At 51.7% G+C, this 21,887-nt stretch carries 20 protein-coding genes and 2 pseudogenes; 11 read left to right on the top strand and 11 right to left on the bottom strand.

What is annotated here, in order from left to right:
- Together ACSZO4_RS17380 and aqpZ are read left to right on the top strand one after the other, a co-directional pair.
- A partial coding sequence (locus tag ACSZO4_RS17380) for an IS66 family transposase (protein WP_437890286.1) occupies nt 1-492 on the top strand: 492 nt, incomplete at its 5' end.
- Nucleotides 493-618: 126 nt separating this feature from the next.
- Complete coding sequence (gene aqpZ, locus ACSZO4_RS17375) at nt 619-1,314, top strand: aquaporin Z (RefSeq protein ID WP_437890285.1); 696 nt, start codon at nt 619-621, stop codon at nt 1,312-1,314.
- 281 nt (nt 1,315-1,595) lie between these two features.
- Here aqpZ and ACSZO4_RS17370 read toward each other — a convergent pair.
- The 3 genes and pseudogenes from ACSZO4_RS17370 to ACSZO4_RS17360 all read right to left on the bottom strand — a co-directional run.
- Nucleotides 1,596-2,255 (bottom strand): annotated as a pseudogene (locus tag ACSZO4_RS17370) (HlyD family secretion protein); the annotation flags it as partial.
- Between the two features lie 30 nt (nt 2,256-2,285).
- A complete protein-coding gene (locus tag ACSZO4_RS17365; protein ID WP_437890284.1) occupies nt 2,286-3,941 on the bottom strand; it encodes an MFS transporter in 1,656 nt (551 codons plus the stop codon).
- Nucleotides 3,941-4,372, bottom strand: a complete 432-nt coding sequence (locus tag ACSZO4_RS17360) for a MarR family winged helix-turn-helix transcriptional regulator (protein ID WP_437890282.1) — start codon at nt 4,370-4,372, stop codon at nt 3,941-3,943. The genes ACSZO4_RS17365 and ACSZO4_RS17360 overlap by 1 nt, the downstream gene beginning before the upstream one ends.
- Before the next feature lie 113 nt (nt 4,373-4,485).
- On the opposite strand from ACSZO4_RS17360, the gene ACSZO4_RS17355 reads away from it, so the two are divergent.
- Nucleotides 4,486-5,283: a YdcF family protein gene (locus ACSZO4_RS17355; RefSeq protein WP_437890280.1), complete on the top strand. Its 798-nt coding sequence runs from the start codon at nt 4,486-4,488 to the stop codon at nt 5,281-5,283.
- Between the two features lie 199 nt (nt 5,284-5,482).
- A complete protein-coding gene (gene aldA / locus ACSZO4_RS17350) occupies nt 5,483-6,922 on the top strand; it encodes an aldehyde dehydrogenase (protein ID WP_437890278.1) in 1,440 nt (479 codons plus the stop codon).
- Nucleotides 6,923-6,963: 41 nt separating this feature from the next.
- Here aldA and ACSZO4_RS17345 read toward each other — a convergent pair whose 3' ends face one another.
- Both ACSZO4_RS17345 and gap read right to left on the bottom strand, forming a co-directional pair.
- On the bottom strand, nt 6,964-7,890 hold the full coding sequence (locus tag ACSZO4_RS17345) for an alpha/beta hydrolase (RefSeq protein ID WP_437890276.1): 927 nt from the start codon (nt 7,888-7,890) through the stop codon (nt 6,964-6,966).
- A gap of 101 nt (nt 7,891-7,991) precedes the next feature.
- Nucleotides 7,992-8,993, bottom strand: a complete 1,002-nt coding sequence (gene gap / locus ACSZO4_RS17340) for a type I glyceraldehyde-3-phosphate dehydrogenase (RefSeq protein ID WP_437890288.1) — start codon at nt 8,991-8,993, stop codon at nt 7,992-7,994.
- A 181-nt stretch (nt 8,994-9,174) separates the two neighbouring features.
- Here gap and cybB point away from each other — a divergent pair, with 181 nt between their 5' ends.
- Entirely contained in the window at nt 9,175-9,705 is a 531-nt protein-coding gene (gene cybB / locus ACSZO4_RS17335) for a cytochrome b561 (protein ID WP_437890274.1), read from the top strand.
- 57 nt (nt 9,706-9,762) lie between these two features.
- Here cybB and ACSZO4_RS17330 read toward each other — a convergent pair whose 3' ends face one another.
- Nucleotides 9,763-10,218, bottom strand: a complete 456-nt coding sequence (locus tag ACSZO4_RS17330) for a multidrug/biocide efflux PACE transporter (RefSeq protein ID WP_437890272.1) — start codon at nt 10,216-10,218, stop codon at nt 9,763-9,765.
- 111 nt (nt 10,219-10,329) lie between these two features.
- Here ACSZO4_RS17330 and ACSZO4_RS17325 point away from each other — a divergent pair, with 111 nt between their 5' ends.
- Entirely contained in the window at nt 10,330-11,214 is an 885-nt protein-coding gene (locus tag ACSZO4_RS17325) for a LysR family transcriptional regulator (protein WP_437890270.1), read from the top strand.
- A 52-nt stretch (nt 11,215-11,266) separates the two neighbouring features.
- Here ACSZO4_RS17325 and uspE read toward each other — a convergent pair whose 3' ends face one another.
- Nucleotides 11,267-12,214 carry a universal stress protein UspE gene (gene uspE, locus ACSZO4_RS17320; RefSeq protein ID WP_437890268.1) on the bottom strand — a complete coding sequence of 316 codons (948 nt, stop codon included), beginning with the start codon at nt 12,212-12,214 and terminating at the stop codon, nt 11,267-11,269.
- 545 nt (nt 12,215-12,759) lie between these two features.
- Here uspE and ACSZO4_RS17315 point away from each other — a divergent pair.
- Both ACSZO4_RS17315 and ACSZO4_RS17310 read left to right on the top strand, forming a co-directional pair.
- Nucleotides 12,760-12,921 (top strand): annotated as a pseudogene (locus tag ACSZO4_RS17315) (hypothetical protein); the annotation flags it as partial.
- Between the two features lie 152 nt (nt 12,922-13,073).
- Nucleotides 13,074-14,618 carry a hypothetical protein gene (locus ACSZO4_RS17310; RefSeq protein ID WP_437890266.1) on the top strand — a complete coding sequence of 515 codons (1,545 nt, stop codon included), beginning with the start codon at nt 13,074-13,076 and terminating at the stop codon, nt 14,616-14,618.
- 152 nt (nt 14,619-14,770) lie between these two features.
- Here ACSZO4_RS17310 and ACSZO4_RS17305 read toward each other — a convergent pair whose 3' ends face one another.
- From ACSZO4_RS17305 to ogt, 3 genes are all read right to left on the bottom strand, one after another.
- Nucleotides 14,771-14,947: a hypothetical protein gene (locus ACSZO4_RS17305; protein ID WP_437890264.1), complete on the bottom strand. Its 177-nt coding sequence runs from the start codon at nt 14,945-14,947 to the stop codon at nt 14,771-14,773.
- Between the two features lie 880 nt (nt 14,948-15,827).
- Nucleotides 15,828-16,580: a fumarate/nitrate reduction transcriptional regulator Fnr gene (fnr, locus tag ACSZO4_RS17300; protein WP_437890287.1), complete on the bottom strand. Its 753-nt coding sequence runs from the start codon at nt 16,578-16,580 to the stop codon at nt 15,828-15,830.
- Between the two features lie 208 nt (nt 16,581-16,788).
- Nucleotides 16,789-17,304, bottom strand: coding sequence for a methylated-DNA--[protein]-cysteine S-methyltransferase (ogt, locus tag ACSZO4_RS17295; RefSeq protein WP_437890262.1), 516 nt, complete (start codon nt 17,302-17,304; stop codon nt 16,789-16,791).
- Nucleotides 17,305-17,853: 549 nt separating this feature from the next.
- Here ogt and smrA point away from each other — a divergent pair.
- The 3 genes from smrA to ACSZO4_RS17280 all read left to right on the top strand — a co-directional run bounded on the left by smrA (nt 17,854) and on the right by ACSZO4_RS17280 (nt 20,942).
- Nucleotides 17,854-18,417 (top strand): DNA endonuclease SmrA, encoded by a 564-nt coding sequence (gene smrA, locus ACSZO4_RS17290; protein ID WP_437890260.1) that lies wholly within the window; start codon nt 17,854-17,856, stop codon nt 18,415-18,417.
- A 306-nt stretch (nt 18,418-18,723) separates the two neighbouring features.
- Nucleotides 18,724-19,473: a Slam-dependent surface lipoprotein gene (locus ACSZO4_RS17285; RefSeq protein ID WP_437890258.1), complete on the top strand. Its 750-nt coding sequence runs from the start codon at nt 18,724-18,726 to the stop codon at nt 19,471-19,473.
- A gap of 53 nt (nt 19,474-19,526) precedes the next feature.
- Nucleotides 19,527-20,942, top strand: a complete 1,416-nt coding sequence (locus ACSZO4_RS17280) for a surface lipoprotein assembly modifier (protein ID WP_437890256.1) — start codon at nt 19,527-19,529, stop codon at nt 20,940-20,942.
- A gap of 42 nt (nt 20,943-20,984) precedes the next feature.
- Here ACSZO4_RS17280 and ACSZO4_RS17275 read toward each other — a convergent pair whose 3' ends face one another.
- Nucleotides 20,985-21,797, bottom strand: a complete 813-nt coding sequence (locus tag ACSZO4_RS17275) for a GGDEF domain-containing protein (RefSeq protein WP_437890254.1) — start codon at nt 21,795-21,797, stop codon at nt 20,985-20,987.
- Between the last annotated feature and the right edge of the window lie 90 nt (nt 21,798-21,887).

Below are 21,887 nucleotides of genomic sequence, written 5' to 3'. Positions count from 1 at the left end.
ATCACAACCGAAGCGCTGAAACGTATCGGAAAACTGTATGCCATCGAGGCGGAGATACGCGGCAGCCCGGCAGATGAAAGGCTGGCAGTCCGTAAAGCGCAGAGCGTCCCGCTGATGCAGTCTCTGTACGACTGGATACAGGTACAGATGAAGGTGCTGTCGCGCCACTCTGATACGGCGAAGGCGTTCGCGTACGTGCTGAAACAGTGGGACGCGCTGAACCTGTACTGCAGCAACGGTTGGGCGGAGATAGACAACAACATCGCGGAAAACGCGCTGCGCGGCGTTGCCCTGGGCCGGAAAAATTGGCTGTTCGCCGGTTCAGATGCGGGCGGAGAGCGTGCTGCTGTACTGTACTCGCTGATCGGCACTTGCCGGCTTAACGGCGTGGAGCCGGAAGCATGGCTGCGTTACGTCATCGGTCATATCCAGGACTGGCCGGTGAACAGGGTGCGTGATTTGCTACCATGGAAAACGTCTTTTACTTCCTGAACTGACGCAGGTTAATGCCAGCCAACAGGGAGAATAAATTCAGTTTCCTTCTGTATTTAGTTAATTATCACCGGCATGCGTTATAATTAGCGCCGTTAATGGTTAACAATCAGAAGGAACTCATCAATGTTAAGAAAAACCGCTGCCGAATTGTTCGGCACGTTCTGGCTGGTCTTTGGTGGCTGCGGGAGTGCAGTGCTGGCTGCGGCCTTTCCGCAGCTGGGGATAGGGTTCGTGGGTGTAGCGCTCGCATTTGGCCTGACGGTACTGACGATGGCGTATGCTGTGGGTCATATTTCCGGCGGCCATTTTAACCCGGCAGTAACGCTGGGACTGTGGGCCGGAGGCCGAATCTCTTTCAGTGACGTCGTCCCTTACATTATTGCTCAGGTCATTGGTGGTATTGCTGCCGCAGGCGTCCTGTATCTGATAGCGAGCGGCAAAACGGGCTTTGAGTTGACGGCTGGCGGCTTTGCTTCGAACGGGTTCGGCGAGCACTCTCCCGGTGGTTATTCACTTCAGGCCGCAGTTATCGCTGAGCTGGTTCTGACAGCTTTCTTCCTGATTGTTATTCACGGTGCAACAGATAAGCGCGCACCGGCCGGGTTTGCCCCGATTGCCATTGGTCTGGCACTGACACTTATCCACCTTATCAGCATTCCGGTCACCAACACGTCCGTTAACCCGGCAAGAAGCACGGCAGTTGCCCTCTTCCAGGGAACATGGGCGTTACAGCAGCTCTGGGTGTTCTGGGTTGTGCCGCTTGCAGGCGGCGTTCTTGGCGGCCTGATTTACCGTTTTCTCCTGCAAAGCAGGGACTGACATAAAAACAGTAAGTGACTTAAAAGAATGCCCTGCCAGAAAGCGGGGCATTTTTATTTTAAAATACCAGCTCATGGCGGATAAACAATGTCATGAAGTGCGAATACCTGACTGAAACACCGGGATATTCAATCACCGCCAGGGTAATGATATGTAGTTGTGGTTTTAAACCTGAATTTTAAGGTGTTTTTTCCCATCAGAAAGTACGGAATAGTAAGTCCGTACGGTTCTGAGTTGCTGCATATTGCTATTTTAAGTCAATATACGGTATGTATGAGACGCTTACCCAGTTCCAGACCTGCCGCCGCGCTGGTTACGTCCGCCTCCAGCGAGGCGCGATTGACCTGGGCGGTCTGCAAATCCTGACGGGAAACTTCCAGCGTCGCCTGGGCCTGGTCGATGCTGGCGCTGGTCTGGGCGGCGAGCGCCTGCGCCGCATCCCGGTCGCTCACCGACAGATAACCGCTGGTCGCCAGGGTTTTGATGCGTTTCAGATCGGCCTGAGACTTCAGATCCTGCGCCTGAGCGCTTTGCAGGGCGGCCTCGTTGCGGGCAATGACGGCCTGGGCGCTTTTCTGCTGCTGGAGGTTGTTATCCAGCGCGGCGTGCTTCATCGCAAGCGTCGCCTGAGCCTGATGGACCCGCTGCTGATAAATACGACTGTCGATCTGCATCAGCAGGTCGCCTTTTTTTACCTGCGCAAAATCCTGCACTCTGACCTCGGTGATATAGCCGTTGACCTGCGGGCTGATAAAGGTCGTCAGGCCACGCACATAGGCGTTATCCGTGAACTGGCTGTGCCGGGTAAAGGGGGGCAATTGCCAGGCATAAAGGATAACCAGTACCCCAATAATGCCGATGGCGGCGGCGGTAAATATCGACACAATTCGCAGGTTACTGCGGGTTGTGGCCCGCTCTCTGGCGGCGTCCTGCTGACTCATAAATACTCCCGAATTATTTTGGGTATAGGCTTATTTTTTAGTTCCCGTTGCCCGGCGCAAAGCGATACGTGCGGTTATTCGCAGGCGCAACAATCGCCATAAAATCCACACCAGCGTGGCGGCGGCGACCGAGGCGGTTAAAAGATAAGTATCGTTGTAAGCCAGAATGTTCGCTTCCTGGGTGCTGAGGTTTTGCAACTGGAGTACTGCCTGAGCGTTGAGGAGCGTGCTATCCCCCAGCATGTCCTGGTACATCCGGGTATAGAGTTGCAGCCGTTCGCTGACCAGCGGATTGAGAGTAGTGAGCTGATCGGCCAGCAGGGCGGAGTGGTATTTTTCCCGCCAGGTCTGAAAGGTGCCCAGAATCGCCGAACCGAGTAAACCGCCAATGTTCTGGCTCATGCCAAACAGCACTGAGAAGCTCACCAGATTGCGCGGATCCGCGACCACGCCGCCAATCCCGGCCAGCATGGCGGGGGCGAGAAAGAACGCGCTGCCAAAACCGAGGAGAAACTGGCTGACCATCAACTGGTCGGGGCGGGTCAGGCTGTTTGACTGGCTGTCCATCAGGGAGGCGACAATCATCAGCACTAAGGCGGTAATAATCGGCCAGGAGAGACGCTGGGGCTTGATGGTCAGGCAACTGGCGATAATCCCGCAGACAATACCGGCGAAAATAGACCAGGCAAGATGCGTCATCTGCTCATTTTGCAGACCGACGTATTGCAGCCAGCCGTAGACGCCGGTGTTCTGCTCCGCCAGCACAATACGGATCAGCAGCATGATAAGCCCGAGGCGCACAATACTGCCGCTTGATAACCAGCGGGTATTGAGCAACGGATTGCTGCGGTTATGTTCAAACACCATGGCGCTGATAATCAACACGGTCGCCAGCGCCAGCGACCAGCCAATCCACGGAGCTTCAAACCACCACACCAGACGCCCGAGCGACAGGACGGCGCAGACCAGCGCAATGCCGGGTGCGAGCAAAAAGAAGGTAATAAAGTCTTTCTTTTCGAACACTTTTTTGCGATCGCCGGGGGGTAATTTCAGGCACATCACCGCGGCAAGTGAAATTAAGGCCAGCCCCAGTTCAAAAAAATAGAGCCCGCGCCATTCGTCCAGTTGCAGCAGTTCGGTGGAGAAAAGGCGGGCTAAAGGGATCGCCAGCGAAGAGCCGGTGATCCCGATGGTCAGCGCTTTGAGGCGATGACGGGCAGGCCAGGCCTGAATCTGATAATAGATCCCCAGCGAACTCAGCGCCGCCGCAACCATCCCGTGCGCCGCCCTGACCAGGATTGCGGAGTTGAGATCGTTAACAAATAAGTGGAAGAAGGTCACCAGCACATAGAGGACCAGAAAACCCTCGGTAAAGGCGCGCAGGCCGAACTGCTGGCGAAACTTAACCAGCAGCAGGTTAATCGACACGTTGGTCATCACGTAAACCGCAGGCAGCCAGGCGATCTCTGTCGACCAGGCGGCAAAGGTCCCCTGCAGGTTTTGCAGATTCGCGGTGACCATCGCATTCCCCAGCGCGCCGGTCATACAGACCAGCAGACCGACAATCCCGTAGGCTATGCGGCGGGGCGTGCTATGAAAGGGGGTCGAAGGGGATCCCAGCAGCATGGGTTTTTCGTGGGATGCCCATTCTCGCGGCGCATAAGGGTCGCTTTTCGGCTGGCGCATTACTTCTTCTCAACCTCGTGCAGCAGCTTTTCCAGTACCTGGCGGGTCGCGGCCTGCTCCTGGGGGCTGATAACCGCTAAAATTTCTTCCCGCAGGTCATCGGCCGCGGTTTTTACCTGATGATAGAGCGTCATGCCCTGGGCGGTGGCAACCAGCAGCCGTTTGCGTTTATCCTGCGCCGTCAACACCCGCTGCACCAGTTGCTGCTCCACCAGCCGATTGATCAATGGCACCAGGGTGGCATTTTCCACCCCCAATATCTGAGCAAGTTCGCTCTGGGATAGCGGCTGCTCATTACGGGCAATTGCTGAAACCGCCACCCAACTGGCCTGACTCATGCCCAGCCCTTTGAGACGACGATCGACCGCCAGCCGCCAGTGGTGCGCGGTTAAATAGAGCAAATGGGAAAAGGTCAGGTCGCGGTTGTTCATCGTTTTTCTGTTAGATAAATAGTTAGAGCTCTAACGAGTTTACCCTGAGCGTCAGTCCTCTTTCAAGTATGCTGGAAAGCAGTGATTCTGCTTAAAAAATAGAGGTTTCAGGTATGACGATTTTTCCTTGCTTGTCTGAACAGACGTTAAAAGCTGCAAATGCGCTCGGTCAGTGGCTGGCGCAGAATGACTTTCACGGCAAGCCGGATCCCCTGTGTGCAGATGCGGTTATTCTTGCCGGTAACGCGGTGATCCCGGTGATTGACGCCGCTTTTGATATTGCTTACCGGACGCAGGTGCCGCTGATCATCAGTGGCGGCATCGGCCATTCAACCTCGTTTCTTTATCATGCGGTGGCCAGTCATCCGCAGTACAACCTGATCCCTACGGGCGGGAAACCGGAAGCGCAGATCCTCGCGGAAATCGCCCAACAATTCTGGCAGTTCCCGGCCAGCAATATTGTCATCGAAGACCAGTCGGCCAACTGCGGGGAGAATGCCCGTTTCACGCTCGATACTATTTGCGACGGGGAAATGGCGCTGAAAACGGCTTTAGTGATGCAGGATCCCACCATGCAACGCCGCACCATGGCGACCTTTGCCAGGGTTAGCGAGGGCTGCGAGAGCGCGCCACGCTGGCTGAGTTATCCGGGATTTTGCGCGCAGTTGGTTAACACCCGTGACGGGCTGAGCTTTCTTCCTCCTGCGCAAGGGTTATGGCCGGTCGAACGCTATCTGTCGTTGATCTTTGGTGAGGTTCCGCGTCTGCGGGATGACGCCCGCGGTTACGGGCCGCAGGGGCGCAATTTTATCGTGCATGTGGATTTCCCTGCGCACATTGAGCAGGCGTGGCAGGTGTTGCAGGCTGATGAGTTGCTTAAAGCGGCGATAAGCAGTCGCATCCCGGTGTGACTAAATGCCCGTTTGCGCCATGGCAAACCTAAACGGGCATCCAGTGTTTGCTCGATGTTATTCCATTGTTGTCAAAATGCATTTCTTTTATGAGTCAACTCACATATTCGGCCTGTCATCCTGGGAAAAGGCGTGAGCGCTTGTAGATTTTTAACAACGAATTTACTTGTTAAAAACAATGTTATTACAGGAGCAGCGCATGACAGCACCCGTACAGCACCCGATGTATATCGATGGTCAATTTGTTACCTGGCAGGGCGACGCCTGGATTGATGTCACAAACCCGGCAACAGAAGCGTTGCTGTCGCGTATTCCGGACGGTACTGCGCAGGATGCCCGTCGTGCCATTGAGGCCGCAGACAAAGCGCAGCCCGGCTGGGAAGCCTTGCCGGCTATCGAACGTGCCGGCTGGTTACGTAAAATTGCGGCGGGTATTCGCGCCAGAGCCAGTGAAATCAGCGCACTTATCGTTGCTGAAGGCGGGAAAATCCAGCAACTGGCGGAAGTGGAAGTGAATTTCACTGCCGATTATATCGATTATATGGCTGAGTGGGCGCGCCGTTACGAAGGCGAAATTCTGCAAAGCGATCGGCCTGGTGAGAGCATTTTTGTTTTTAAACGTCCGCTCGGGGTGACCACCGGTATTCTGCCGTGGAACTTCCCGTTCTTCCTGATTGCCCGTAAGCTTGCCCCGGCGTTGCTCACCGGTAACACCATCGTTATCAAACCCAGTGAATTCACCCCGAACAATGCTATTGCCTTTGCGCAGATAGTCCATGAAGTCGGGCTGCCGAAAGGCGTCTTTAACCTGGTTCTGGGGCGCGGCGAAACCGTCGGCCAGGAGCTGGCGGGCAACCCGAAAGTGGCGATGGTCAGCATGACGGGCAGCGTGGCGGCGGGTGAGAAAATCATGGTGGCGGCGGCGAAAAACATTACCAAAGTCTGCCTTGAGCTTGGCGGGAAAGCGCCGGCCATTGTACTGGATGATGCGGATCTGGAGCTGGCGGTAAAAGCGATAGTGGATTCCCGCGTGATCAACACCGGGCAGGTCTGCAACTGCGCCGAGCGAGTCTATGTGCAAAAAGGTATTTATGATCGCTTTGTCAATCGCCTCGGCGAAGCGATGAAAGCCGTGCAGTTTGGCGATCCGGGGCAACGTAGCGATATTGCGATGGGCCCACTGATTAATGGCGCGGCGCTTGAGCGTGTGGAAGCTAAAGTGGCCCGTGCGGTAGCCGAAGGGGCGCGGGTGGTGCTGGGGGGGAAAGCGGTGGAGGGGAAAGGCTACTTCTATCCGCCTACCTTGCTGCTGGATGTGCGCCAGGAGATGGCCATCATGCATGAAGAGACCTTCGGGCCGGTGCTGCCGGTAGTGGTCTTCGATACTCTGGAGGAGGCGCTGGCGATGGCGAATGACAGCGACTACGGGCTGACATCTTCTGTTTATACCCAGAATCTGACCACCGCAATGAAGGCCATCAAAGGGCTGAAATTCGGCGAAACCTACATCAACCGTGAAAACTTTGAAGCCATGCAGGGATTCCATGCCGGCTGGCGCAAGTCGGGTATCGGCGGCGCTGATGGCCGCCATGGCCTTGAAGAGTATCTGCAAACCCAGATGGTCTATTTGCAGGCGTAAAAATATCGGTGCCGCCATCCGGCGATGATGGCGGCATCTTCTCAGACTTTGGTCTCAATCCAGTTCATCATCAGTTCCGGCCAGATTGCCGCAGGCAGTCCCTGCGCATCGCGGATGCCGAATCCGTGCGCCCCTTGCTCAAACAGATGCATCTCCACGGCAACCCCCAGACGGCGAAGGGCGCTAAACATCACCACGCTGTTTTCCACTTTTACCGCCGGGTCATCCACCGCGTGGAGTAGAAAGGTCGGCGGGGTGTTGCTGTCGGCTCTCTCTTCCAGCGAGTAATGGCTTATCTGGGCTTCATCCGGCGTATCGCCAATCAGTTCATGACGGGAGCCGGGATGATCAATCTCCCGGGGCATAGTGATAACCGGATACACCAGAGCCATAAAGGCGGGGCGGGCAGGGAGGGCATCAATGGCATCCTGCACGGGATAAACCTGCTCGTGATAGCGCGTCCCGAGGCTTGCCGCCGCATGTCCACCGGCGGAAAACCCCATCACCCCCATACGCGCAGGATCAAGCTGCCATTCGCTTGCCCGGGCTTTCAGGGTGCGCATGGCGCGTTGTACATCTGCCAGCGGCGCGTCCGCGCCTTCGGCGTGACCATCGCCGGGCATCCGGTAGGTCATCACAAACAGGGTATAACCCCGGGCGTTAAAAAACGGCGCCAGTGCGCTGCCTTCTTTGTCGAGCACCACCCGACGATAGGAGCCGCCAGGCGTAACCAGAATCCCCACGCCGTTAGGTGTCTTTGGCGCATAGACGGTTATCTTTGGCGCGCGAACGCCACGGACGCTGCGATCCAGGGCTGACGGCCCGGTGTGATGCTCTTCCAGCACCAGATTAACCGGGCTTTTAGCCGCACCTGGCGCCTCCCCCTGCGGCCATACGGGAAAGGTGCTGGAGGCCGCAACGGCTTGCTCCATCAAGACGAGTAAAGGCGGGTGTGCAGTTTGCTTCATGGCAGGTTTCCGCAAATTTGAAACAGGGGTTTATATCACAGGTGTTTATCAGAAAATGTGCAGAAGGCAGGAAAACGGGTGGCCGGGCCACCCGTAGAAACTCAGAGTGCGCGATATTTTTCCAGCACCCTTACCAACTGAGTTACAAAGCCATATTCGTTGTCATACCAGGAGACCGTTTTGACCAGTTGCAGGTCACCCACTTCGCTTATCTCAGTCTGGGTCGCATCAAAAACCGAACCAAAATGACTGCCAATCACATCTGAGGAGACAATTTCGTCATCGGTATAACCGAAAGATTCATTATTGGCGGTGGCTTTTTTCAGCGCCTGATTCACCTCATCGACCGTCACTTTTTTACCCAGAATGGCAACCAGCTCGGTGACTGAACCGGTTTTCACCGGAACGCGCTGCGCATGGCCTTTCAGTTTGCCGCTGAGCTGTGGAATAACCAGCCCGATGGCTTTTGCAGCCCCCGTGGTATGCGGAATGATATTTTCCGCAGCAGCGCGTGAGGCACGAAGATCTTTACCACGCGGGCCGTCCACCAGCGCCTGAGTACCGGTATAGGCATGGATAGTGGTCATGGTCCCCACCTGGATGCCAAAGCTGTCTTGTAGCGCTTTGGCCATTGGCGCAAGGCAGTTGGTGGTGCATGAGGCCACCGAGATAATGGTATCCCCGGCATCAATGGTGTGATCATTAACGCTGTACACCACGGTTTTCATCTCGCCCGCCGGAGCGGAAATCAGCACTTTTTTAGCACCGGCATTGAGATGGGCCTGGGATTTTTCGGCTGAGGTATAAAAGCCCGTACATTCAACGATAACTTCCGCGCCAGCGCTGCTCCACGGGATATTGCTGGCCTCTTTTTCAGCATAAACAGTGATTTTTTTACCGTCGATAATCAAAGCGTCATCGGTGAAATCGACAGGCCATTTGAAAGGGCCATAGTTGGAATCATATTTCAGCAGATAGGCCAGCACCTTCGGCGAAGTGAGGTCGTTGATAGCCACCACTTCAGCATCGCTCCCCACTTCCAGCAAGCGACGCAGCACCAGACGACCAATACGCCCAAAACCATTAATGCCAATTTTCTTCATCATAGAACTCCTGTCAGGATCGGTTTTTGCACTTCACCAGGCATAGCCTGGCCTGTGGCGAACGGCAACTCATCGTCCCTGATAACAAGGTAACCAATTGAAAATTGATAAAGAAAAGTTAATGAATTTTGCATAAAAGCCAGGTATGTTGGCATTTTGATCATCGTTTCAGGATTAATTTATGCGCAGCAAATATTCCGGGCTTCAAATTGCCATCCACTGGCTGGTCTTTCTGCTGGTCGTTGTGACCTATTGCGCCATGGAGTTTCGCGGGTTTGCGCCGCGCAGTTATCGCCCCTGGTTCAATATCGTGCATGTCTCCTGTGGTATTACGATCCTCGTGCTGATGGTGACCCGCCTGCTGGTGCGCCTTAAATCGCCGACTCCGCCCATCGTGCCAAAACCGTCGCCGATGATGACCGGGATGGCCCATCTTGGGCATCTGGTTATCTATCTGCTGTTTATTGCCCTGCCGGTGATTGGTGTGCTGATGATGTACAACCGGGGAGGAAACTGGATCGCGTTTGGCATCATTATGCCGCATGCCGCAGAGGCCAATTTTGAACTGGTGGATATCCTGAAAGACTACCATGTGACGCTGGCGATGCTCGGCTATTACGTGATCGGACTGCATGCTCTGGCGGCGCTGGCTCACCATTACGTTTTCAAAGACAACACCTTGCTGCGCATGATGCCGAAAAAGCGCGGCTAACCACGCCTTTTATCCACTCAGGCCTCGCCAGGTGACAAACTCCTGGCGAGGTGTTCGTTATTGGGTAACCCGCGCAAGCCGACGCTGAACAAAACGCTCGCGCAGCAGGTCATAGCTCCAGTTGTAAAACATGGTGTAGGGCAGGAAGAACAGGAAGAAGCCGATTTCCAGTAAAAACGCCGCTACCAGTCCGATGCCGAGCACTGCCGATGCGATACTCACCCCTATCACAATAAAACCCGCCTCAAACCCCAGCGCGTGAAAGATACGTATCTTCGGTGTGCGTTTAACCTGACTGACGGGCCATAAATAGTCAAACACGGCGTTATAAATCACGTTCCAGATCATGGCGGCAGTTGCCAGTAACAGCGTCAGTCCGCCCATTTCGAGTACCGAACGTTGCAGGATCCACGCGCTGGCAGGGGCGCAGATAGCGGTGGCGATGACTTCAAAACTCACCGCATGGAAGATACGTTCGGCTAACCCACGACGCGCGATATTATGCTGTTGCATACTGACTCCTCGTTTTTCCTTAGTACACGGTATTTGTGGTTTCAGCTGCGGATTATCATCGCTAAATAAGATAAAATTAAGTTAGGTTCCATCGATAAAGTAGATACTTCTATGCGTTATTCACCTGAAGGCCTGACGGCGTTTGTCGAGACGGTTGCCTCGGGATCTTTCTCCGCTGCCGCCCGAAAACTTCGGAAAAGCCAGTCAACAATCAGCACCGCGATTGCCAATCTGGAGGCCGATCTCGGGGTCATGCTGTTTGATCGCTCCTCCCGTCAGCCTAAGCTCACGCCGGAAGGCGAGAGAGCGCTCAGTTATGTGCAGGGGATCCTTGCCGCCAGTGAGCGACTGGATGAGCTGGCCGTCTGGCTGGCAGGGGAGATGGAAACCCGCCTGACGTTCGTGCTATCTGATACCCTGCATCCCGACATTCTTGCGGACCTGCTTGGCGCCTTTGATAAACGTTATCCGCACACCGAGTTCGAGTGCCTGATTGGCGAGAACGAAGATGTGATCGACTTACTGCAAAAAGGACGTGCGCAACTGGGGCTTACCGAGGCGCAGGCGCATTATCCAACGGACATTGGGGCTATGCGTCTGCCGATGCAAAGTAAGATGGATATCTATGTCGCCAGCCATCACCCTCTGGCGCGTGAGGGGATATTGCTGGAGGAGCAACTGCGAAGCTGGCGCGAATTGCGGCTCAATACCTATCTCGAAAATGGCAGCATGGCGGCGCGTGGACCGGTGTGGTCTGCGCCCAATTACCTGATGTTACTCAGCATGGCGGAGCAGGGTTTTGGCTGGTGCGCGCTGCCCGCTGCGCTGGTAGAGGAATTTTCGGGGGCAAAGAAGTTGACCCGCCTCGATGTACCCGGCTGGCCGCGCAGTATTTTGATCGATCTCCTGTGGAACAAGCGAACGCCCCCGGGCATGGCTGGCAACTGGCTACGCCGCTATTTGCAGCAATGGCCTGACAAACCAGCGAACAGATAAAATGAAAACGCCTGCAGATTTGCAGGCGTCAGAGTATGTTCGTTAAGCGGCGTTAATCGTCTTCGTCATCCAGTTCTACTGGCGTCTGGTAATCATCCGGCTTGATAACCAGCAGATCGCAACGCAGATGATCGATAACCTGCTCGGCAGTATTGCCCAGAAAGGCCGCTGAGATCCCTGTACGGCCCACGGTGCCGAGTACCACAATCCCCGCCTGCAAATGCTCAGCAAGATCCGGGATCACCTCTTCAGGCAGGCCTTTATCCACATGAGTCATCTTCTCATCGATGCTGAATTTCTGCCGCAGGGCCTTCATTGCAATCAGATGCTGGCCGCGTATCGCGTCGTTATAGACGCTGGGATCAAATTCCGGCAGTTCAATCGCAATATTAATCGGCGTGACAGGATAAGCCCCAACCAGATGGACTTCAGTATGGTTAACCTGCTCTGCCAGCAGCAGTGTCTCTTTAACCAGCTTTTCGTTCAGCGAGTTATGGTAAAGCTCTTCACTGGCCAGATTCACCGCTACCAGCGCTTTTCCTGATTCCGGCCATGGCTGGTCTTTAACCATCCATACCGGGCACGGGCATTTCCGCAACAGATGCCAGTCGGTGGGGGTAAAGATGACCGATTCCAGTTTGTCGTGCTGGTGGGTCATTTTCAGCAGTAAATCATGCTCACCGGCAATGACTTCCTGAATAATGGCTTCGAAAGGACGGTTATGCCACACCACTTTGATGTCAATGGGCACACCCGCATCAATATAGTACTTCGCCTGTTCGCGGATCCAGGCGGTACGCTGGCTGATGACGCCCTGCCGCATGGCGGTGCGTTCGTCAGGGGAGAGCAGGGTGGTCATTTCGTAAGAGAAATCATAGATGGGCAAGAAAGCTTTAATACGCCCACCAATCCGTTGATGCAAATACACGGCACGTCGTAGTGCGGGTTGATCGTCCTGGTTAGGATCGATGGCGACCAACATATTCTGATATCTGGCCATACAGGGTCTCCTTACATCTGTAAGAACCTAACCACAACAACTTGTAGTTAGCATACTTAGAGCACCTGTTTACTATACACATAATTTATGTTTTATGATTAATGCATTGAAATATAGTTAGTTATTTCGTGATGTGCCTTCTGTACAGGGTCATGGCATATCGCTGCACACCGCACGATGACAACCTCGCAATGGTCTCCACACCTGCCGGATTAGCTGCATTAGCCTCTGGGTTTCAACCTTGTCCCATTAGTCTGCCAAAGAAATAAAGTCCTAAAATCGGCTAAAGAAACAAAAATAGCACTTTTTGCTGCGATAATTATTTTTTCATAAATATCAGTTTCTTAATTCATTTTGACGCTAAGGGTGTTTCAAATGAAATATCGAGACTGGAAAGAGAAAAATCAATAAATACATCATGTTGGTGATGATAAATGACTTGGGTCAATCATTTCGCTTTTTGCTGATGAATCTTTTTCATTTGTGAACTGGCGCACTCAGGAATACCGTGCATCTCTAATATAGAAACAGTGTTAATTATCGATATGAAAAAAGAAGTTTTGGCCCTGAGCATCATCATGCTTGTGAACCTTCCTTCAGCTCATGCCATTAGCGCGAAGTACAGAGAGAAGCTGGAACGTTCAGGTTGTACGCAATTAACAGAAGCTAATGGCACTTGCGATGTTAATAAAAGTAAAGCGAATAACACACGTCAAAAACGCATTCATCTTAAAAAAGAAAAAATTAACAGGTAATTACTTCGATATTAATTATTTCCAGATTAACTATTAACAATATTCAAGGGGGGCTATTTAATTAGCCGCTTTTCTAATTTAAAACTCATCGATTAGGTATTTAAATGAAACGTACAGTTCTTTCTTTAGTTATTTTATCTGCTTTGTCTGCAACTGGTGCTCATGCTCAGGTAATGTCTACTGTAGTTGCTGATCATAACGTACAAACTGCTAACGCTAACTATGCTGACGCTGAACGTCAGTATAATGATGCGGCGCGTACTCTGGGTTCTGGTATTAAAGGTTCGCCAGAAGAAGCTAACATGGTTGCTGCTGGTGCTCGCCGTGCTCAGGCTTATGCCGATCAACGTGCTGCTGTTGCCAACGAGAAAAACAAAGCTCAACATGCTGCTGACATTAAAGCACATGAAGATGCAATGGATGCTCAAACTAAAATTGACGTTGCCAATGACCAGTTGCACAACAAACAATTCACCACCTCAACTACAACGGTTGACTTGAATCGTATCACCGGTCATGAAGGTGCTATCACTGCTCAGCAACCGACAACTCAGCGAACTGATATCAGCACCTCTACTGGTGGCCCTCAGTCAGTTATCAGCACCAGTAATGGCGTGCCTATCTCTACTGGTACAACTTCTCAGAAACCTTCTGATTCCCTGCCTCAGACTACTGTAAGTCAAGGTAAATCCTCGGTTGGTGGTGATGTATCTCTGAGTTCCGGTGTTCAATCTGTTTCTGACAACGGTATCACTTCCAGCACCATGAGTAATGGATCTACTTCTGCTACTACCGGCACTGGTATTTCTATTACGGCTGGTATTACTCCGGCTGGTGCTAACAAAGTGAAAAACACCAATATGGCTGTAGCTAAAGCTGATGCCATTCAGAACTCATATGATCATCCGGTGCGAGCCACTGATGCATATGGTAATGCTCTGACTCATGCAAATCAGGTGCGCACTAATGATCAAGCTGTAGCAAAAGCTGATGCAATGTCTCAGGCACAAGATCGTGCTGACCGTGACGCTAAAGCGAAAGCTGCCGCTGGTAACGCTAAAGGTGGCAGTTTTGCTACTGGTAAAGGTGATGATCTGAACACCAGCAATGTAGGTCATCCAGTTGAAGCCACTCATGAAGTGGCTACTGACCATTCGGCTGACGCTGCTAAAGCTCATGGTGCTCAGTTATCTGATGCTAATCGTGACCGTACATCATCTCAGCATACTTCTCAGAGCACTTTGACTCACGAAACTGCTACCGCTCATCCTGATACTACAGCGGCTTCTCAGGCTGCTGAACAAGCTGCTCATGCTGCTCGTTATCGCATGAATACTCAACCTGCCGTAACCATCACTCAGCCAGCAAAAGTCAGTGTTAGTATGTCTACTCTGACTCCGGCAAGTAAACCAACCACAGTGACGAAACCTGCTGAAACTATTGGCGTAAAAACACCTGTTGAAACTGTCCCAGCTACAGTAACCAACGTTACTACGCCAGTTGTTAGCGTACCGTTCGTGGACAAGAAAGGCGGTAACGGTAAAGCAAGCGCCAGCCACGGTGAACACGGTACCGGTGCTGGCGCTGATAACGCTCACGACCACGCTTTCGGCGGTCATACTGGCGCTGGCGGTGGTTACCATTACTAATGGAAAGCCGGGAGATGACTTTTCATTGCTAAGATAAAGCACTAAAAGTGAGGGGAGACTCATTATCTCCTTGTAACAAAAGAGAAAAGTCCTGACCTTATGGCCAGGACTTTTCTCTATGGCGATCATTGATATACTGGCCCAAATAAGAGCTATTTAAGATAACCTTTCTTTTTAGCATCATTCAGTACCAGAAAGAGATTTTCTTTCTGCAACACCGTCAGTGTTGATAAATCAGTTTCAGATAAACTTTTGATCATTTCCGGTAGACGTTTTTCAATTCTTATTCTTGCTTTTTCAAACAACCTTTCTCTGATTTTATTAACCATAATTTATTTAACACCATGTTATCATGTCGTTGATATTATTTATTGCGCCTGATTCAAGATTTTACAAAAATAGCGATGTTGGCTACAGGCCAATGTGCGGGTGAAAACCAGGCAGAAATAAAGCATTCACAATAAATTCCTTATAATAAAAACCTCCTGCATCATGGTAAGTCGCAAAAACGAACGTCAATAACTAAATGATAATTATTCAATATAACCGTATTGATTATTTGAAATGATGACCATGGGGCTGACATTCCTCACTCAGGTGAGAGTGATAACGTCAAATGTCCTGGAATAAACTAACCAGTAAATTAATGAGCAGATACAACATATAGCCAGTCAGCGCGATAATTGACCAGTAAGCGAGACACAAATCAGACATATTTAACTCATCCTGCGGTGTTTATCCGTGATATTGATAGAGTATCTTGTCCTGATGACGCTGCTTTGCCGCAATAAATTGCGGGTGATCTGCACTATTGAGGCAAATGAGCGAGCAGAAAAATTACTATGCATTGATTTTATTGGGTAATTTTCCCGTTAAGCAGGCGTTTAGCCTGATGATTCATTTTTCGCCTTATGAAATAAGTGTGTCTTTATTATTACCTGCTAACAGCAGGTGAGCAATTAATGTATCTATTATAGATATAAAAATTCGTCATAAAAACTATGATTTAAATAACGATTAGACTGATTTTATGCTTTAGCTTTTGCAAGAAAGCCCATGCCATTCGTATGAAAGTTTCGCTGCAATGGGCAGTCGTTAATGGAGGATTTTATTGCCGATGATGGAGACAGAGCCAGACTGGTACGGATGGACGATTTTTGCGGAGGAGACCTTTTGCCAGGTCAGGCTGGCAAAAGGTACAGATGACAATCAGGCGACGTTACGGGCGTGACCGGCGAGTTGTGCGAGGATATCGCTGTTCTCAATGGTGATATATTTGCCTTTGACGGCCAGCATCCCACTTTTCTGGAAACGGCCAAGCAGACGGCTGATGGTTTCCACGGTAAGGCCAAGATAGTTACCGATATCGCCACGGGTCATTGTTAAACGGAACTCACGCGGGGAGAAACCGCGCTGTGCGAAGCGACGTGACAGGTTATAAATAAATGCCGCCAGGCGTTCTTCGGCGTTTTTCTTCGACAGCAACAGGATCATATCCTGGTCGCCTTTGATCTCACCGCTCATCAGTCGCATCATCTGCTGGCGCAGATTCGGCATTTTACCCGACAGGTCATCCAGGGTTTCAAACGGGATTTCACACACCATGGAGGTTTCCAGCGCCTGGGCGAAGCTCGGGTGATGCCCGGTGCCAATGGCGTCGAAACCTACCAGATCGCCGGCAAGATGGAAGCCGGTGATCTGCTCATCACCCTGTTCGGTAATGGTGTAGCTCTTGATTGTACCGGAACGAATAGCGTACAGCGATTTCAGTTCATCCCCGGCTTTAAACAGCGTCTGGCCTTTCTGAATCGGCTTTTTACGTTCAATGATATTATCGAGCTGATCAAGCTCGTGCTCATTGAGGGTAAAAGGGATGCAGAGCTGGCTGATACTGCAATCCTGGCAATGGATAGCACATCCGCCTGACTGAATGCGTCGTATAATTCGCTTTTCCGGGATCATAAGTCTACTCACGCCGTAATTGATTTTAGTCAATTTTAACATCTTTTTCTGGAGCGCGTAAGCCTGGCGAAACGTCAATTCAGTAGAATTAAAACAGGCAGATGAAACGACAAAATACCCTGATTGAGCATCTTATTGATATTCCATCACTTCATTGTGGTTTTTTACCGCGAATACGCCGATTAAGCAGCCGAAAAAACGCTTTTTCTCACAATAGCAAATAGCCTTCATGGCGCAGAAGCCACTCTTTGCGCTGCACGCCGCCAGCATAGCCGGTCAGGGTGCCGTTACGCCCGATGACGCGATGGCAGGGGACGACAATGCTTACCGGGTTTGCGCCATTAGCCGCGCCGACCGCTCGCGCTGCGCCACTGCGCCCAAGGTTCTGCGCCAGTTGTCCGTAATGCATGACCTGACCGCAGGGAATATCCCGCAGTGCCTGCCAGACCTCACGCTGGAAGGCGGTTCCGGCGGTGGCGGTGGGCAGAGAATTGATAACGGCCAGATCGCCGGCAAAGTAGTCCTGCAATTTCTGACTCAGGCCTCCGGGATTGCTGGCCGGGATCCGTGAATAGCCTTCCGTGCGGTAATGGATATTAAGCAACTGTTCCATTCGGTCGCTGTGCTCTTCCCACTCCACGGCACGCAGGTGAAAGCTTTCGTCACAGAGGATCCAAAGAGGGCCAAGCGGGGTGGCGATTTTATCTTCAAGCAGGGTGAGCATTGAACATCCTTTTATCTTGCAGAGCAGTGGGCAATCTACCATGAGACCCTGGACCGGGCTATACCCCAAAAGAGCAGTGAATACGCAGATGAACCAGAGGGCGAGGATATTAATTGGTGAAACAATATACAAAAAAAGCAAATTACCGGCTATGTAATGGATGATATATTTTTACTTTTAACAAATATAAAAAAATAGAGCCTGCCGACATCGTCAGGCTCTACAGTACACACAGCAGCGCATCCGTTCGATTATATTTTTGGGTTTCATCCTTAGGTCATTAATACAGTTATAGCTGGCCTCAGAATTAATTCCAGTCGAATTGGTGATTGATTTCACGATAATTTAACTGAAACTGGAGATATTAACGTCAGTAAAGTTTAAGTTAAGTGACGTTAAATATTTACTATTAGTGGGGTTAATATATTGTGCGGAAATATGTATAAAAACAACTGAACAATTATTAACCATTTCGCGAGTGCAGAGCCATTGTGGCTCCCGGATACGCCCGCTATAGTATTCCCCTCAGATGTAGCAAGAGGACGAGCCATGAACCCTGACGACAAATCGATATTCCTTGACGCCATGGAGGATGTCCAGCCGCTGAAGCACTGTAGCGATATTCACTGGCAACCGGCTCGTCACACCCGCGTGGTAAGGCAGCCGGATATGCTGCAACTGGATAACTTTCTGACCAGCGAATTTCTCGATATCCTGCCGTTGGGCACTCCGCTTGAGTTTAAGCGTGAAGGGGTGCAGCAGGGCGTCATTGATAAGCTGCGCTCAGGTAAGTACAGCCAGCAGGCAAGCCTCAGTTTGTTGCGCCAGCCCGTTGAACAATGCCGGCAATTACTGTTCAGTTTTATGCATCAGGCTGGCCGGGACAACCTGCGCAATTTAATGATTATCCATGGCAAAGGTCGGGAAGACCGCTCGCACGCCAATATCATCCGCAGTTATCTTGCCCGCTGGTTACCCGAGTTTGATGAGGTGCAGGCGTTTTGCGTCGCACAAACTCATCAGGGGGGAAGCGGCGCCTGCTATGTTGCCTTGCGCAAAACGGCGCAGGCGAAGCAGGAAAACTGGGAGCGACACGCCAAACGAAGTCGCTAAGCCCGTATATACCAGGTGAGGGAGTCGCTGCCGGATAATACTGCGCAGTGACCGTGCTTTTGCCTGGAAAATATAAACACAGACTCTGCCCGGGTAATATCCTTAGATGGTTTTACTTAAGTGAAATTAATCTGCATTAACTACTAATTCCAGGTATATATTCGCAACTCGTTGTTAAGATAAGTCTTATAAGTAATGGCGTGAGGGAATATTTATTAGAGATGTTGACGTTTATGTCGTAAGTTTTCCCGCAAAGATTCTGTTACAAATCTAGCGAGTTAATTCACAACAAAGGACGTTTAGTTTATGGGGATTTACAAACCTGGCTTACTACTTACCGTATGTATACTGACTGCCTGTGGTGGAGGCGGCGGTGGCGGCGGTAGTGACAGCTCTCCTCCGACGACGACAACCCCGGTGCAAACGGACAACGGCAGCACCGATGGCAATAGCGGAACGGCGCCTCAAACGCCTTCAGAGGCTCCCGTTAGCCTCACGACTGGCGGTGTGATTTCCGGCTATACCTACACCACGCCGCAGGGACGGGAATACACCTTGCGCGGCAACGGCATTTCCGCCGGTTATGTTCAGACCTGGGGACTGCAAAATACATCGGGAACCCTGATTTCCGCCACGTCATGGTGCTGTGGCCGCATGAGCTACACCACATTTGGCACCTGGACCAATTTTGAAACCGGTCAGCATGATGTCTTCTACACCGGCGATGCCACTCTGGCGGCCAATGTGCCAACCCAGGGCACGGCAACCTATGTGGGTAACGGCCTGCGTGAAGACAAGCGTAGCGATGCGACCTTCAATATCGATTTTGCGGCAAAAACCATCAACGGCAACATTGCGGCGAGTGATACCTTCGGTACTGAAGTGGCGATGCAGGGGACCATCGTTAATGGTGGCTTTACCGGCTCCGCGCAATCGGGTGGACAAAGCGGCACCTTCGCCGGCCACTTCAATGGCCCGGCAGCAGAAGAGTTGGGCGGTCTCGCGCAGTTTACGGACAGCAGCAAAAACGCCTCATTCGGCGCAACACGTCAATAAATTGATATCCGGTCAGCCTGTCTGACCGGACCTTCCTGATGGTACGTCTCCCTATGAATATCTTGCGTACAGGCGCACTCACCATGCTGTGCCCGCTGGGTGCAGCTTTCGCGGCGCCACCGGAAAGCGACGCGATCCCCGCCGCACCTCACTTTGAACGTCTGGCCCCGCAGCAAACCCAGGCTAATCCCCAGCAAAAGACGCTGCATGTGAACAATGCGCGTCTGGCAGAACAACCTGAGCTGGCGATGGCATTACTTAATCAGGCGGTGCAAGAGGGGAAATGGCCGATGGTCAGTGCCATTTTACCGGTCTATGAAGCGTCACCCAATCCGGATACCATCCTGATCCACTTCGCCAAAGCGGGGCTTGCTCGTAGTAATGGTCAGTATCAGCAGGCGATTAGCCACTATCGGACCATTTTGAGCGAACACCCTGACTTTGCTGCGGTGCGTCTCGATTTGGCGCGGGCGATGTATGAAAATCATCAGTATGACGCGGCTGAATACCAGTTCCGTCGCGTTTTACAAAGCAATCCCCCGGCCAACATCCAGCAGGTCATTGCCGTCTATCTGGAGCGTATTCAGCGAGGCAGCGCCCTGACCGGTTCGTTCAGCGTCAGCTACCTCAATGACAGCAACGTCAATAATGCCTCATCAGGCAGGACTATCCGCGTAGGTGACCGCCTCTTTATACGTAATAAAGAGAGTTTTCCCCAGCGGGGAGAAGGGGTGTGGTTCAGCGGCGCACTGCAAAAAGACGTACAGCTCTACGATCAACACGGCTTACGCTTTCAGGGGACGGTAAACGGCAAAAGCTACTGGAATAATCATGATTTTGATGATGTGACCAGCCGGGCTTATGCCGGATATCAGTGGCGGGATTTCCGCCAGCAACTGGCACTGCTGCCGTTTTATGAAAAAAGATGGTACGGAACCGAAGCTTACTCATCCGGGCCTGGGGTGCGCGGAGAATACAGCTATTTACTGTCACCCACCTGGCAGGTGAGTCAGGTGCTGGAATATCAAAAGTTATCTTATGACGATGATGCTTATCGATTTTTGCGCGGCCATAATCGCTACTCTTCAACCACGCTGTCGCATGCCTTTACCAGCAGCGTTTCCGCCTACGGCGGCTTTGACCTGCTCGACCAGCAAACTTTCAGCAAAAGCGAAAGCAATCACCGGCTGGGCGTGCGCGGTGGCGTCCAGGTGGATTTGCCGTGGAAGATTTCGTTCTCCGCCACTGCGGCATTCGCGAGGCGCGGCTATCAGGCAGACAGCGATATCTTCGCCACGCGCCGCAAAGATAATGAACAGCTCTACAGCCTGGCGCTCTGGCACCGGGATCTCTATGTCTTTGGCGTAATGCCGAAGCTGAATTTCAGCGAAAAGCGGGTGAACAGCAATATTGATTTTTATGACTACCGACAGCGCAATATTACGCTGTCGCTGGATAAGAACTTCTAGCAGGCAAGGGCAGGTGATGACCGGGCAGGGAGTCTCTGCCCGTCAGATATAACCGTACATATCCGGTGAAGGACTGACGACGACCTTATTTCTGCCTGCGCGTTTGGCTTCATAAAGTGCTTCATCGGCCTGCTTAAGTGCGCGTGTGATGTCATTGCCATTATCCGCAACGCTCGCCACGCCCAGAGAGATGGTGACATTGCCGGTGTATGGGAAATCTTCCTCGTTAATATATTCACGCATCTGTTCTGCGACATTCACGCTCTCATTCAGACTGCTGTCCGGCATAAAGACCACAAACTCCTCGCCGCCAAAACGGCAGACGATACCTTCAGGTGGACAAACGCTTTTGAGTCTGGCGCTCAGGGCAACCAGCACTGCATGACCGGCATTGTGTCCATGTTTATCGTTGATCTTTTTGAAGTGGTCGATATCAATGGCAATAATGCAATGTGTGTTTGTTGCGCTATGCCTGCTGACCAGTTGATTAAACCCTTTACGATTGTATAGCCCGGTAAGCGGATCGGTCATGGTCTCATCGCTGAGTTTATTTACCCGACGGGTCATCATTTGCAGATGCAGCACCACGGCTTCTCTCAGGCGCTCTGCTTCTTTATACCAGGCATTAATTTTCGACAGCTTTTTCAGAGTGACTTCGCTGTCTTCCTCACGGGTAAACTCGACCAGCCTTTCAAGCGGGGAGGATATTCTGGCAGAAAAGAAGATAACGATCGCCGCCGTCAAAACGATTATCGCCAGCGTAAACCAGAAAGCATTGACCATCGTTTGCATTAAAATACGTGAAACGCTGTCCGGTTCTCCGGAGATAATAATCTTCCAGTTGGCCTGATTCATACTGGCGTAACCCACTAAGGAAGGTGCGATTTAATCGTCAGTTATGAGAACATAAGGCTTTCTTTGCCATAGATTTTTCACGATGCCCGC

Origin of the sequence: Phytobacter sp. V91 (assembly GCF_965644225.1) — a bacterium.
Classification (GTDB): Bacteria; Pseudomonadota; Gammaproteobacteria; order Enterobacterales; family Enterobacteriaceae; genus CBFFRJ01.
The sequence above is the reverse complement of the archived record's forward strand: the minus strand, read 5'-3'. Positions and strand labels throughout refer to the sequence as shown.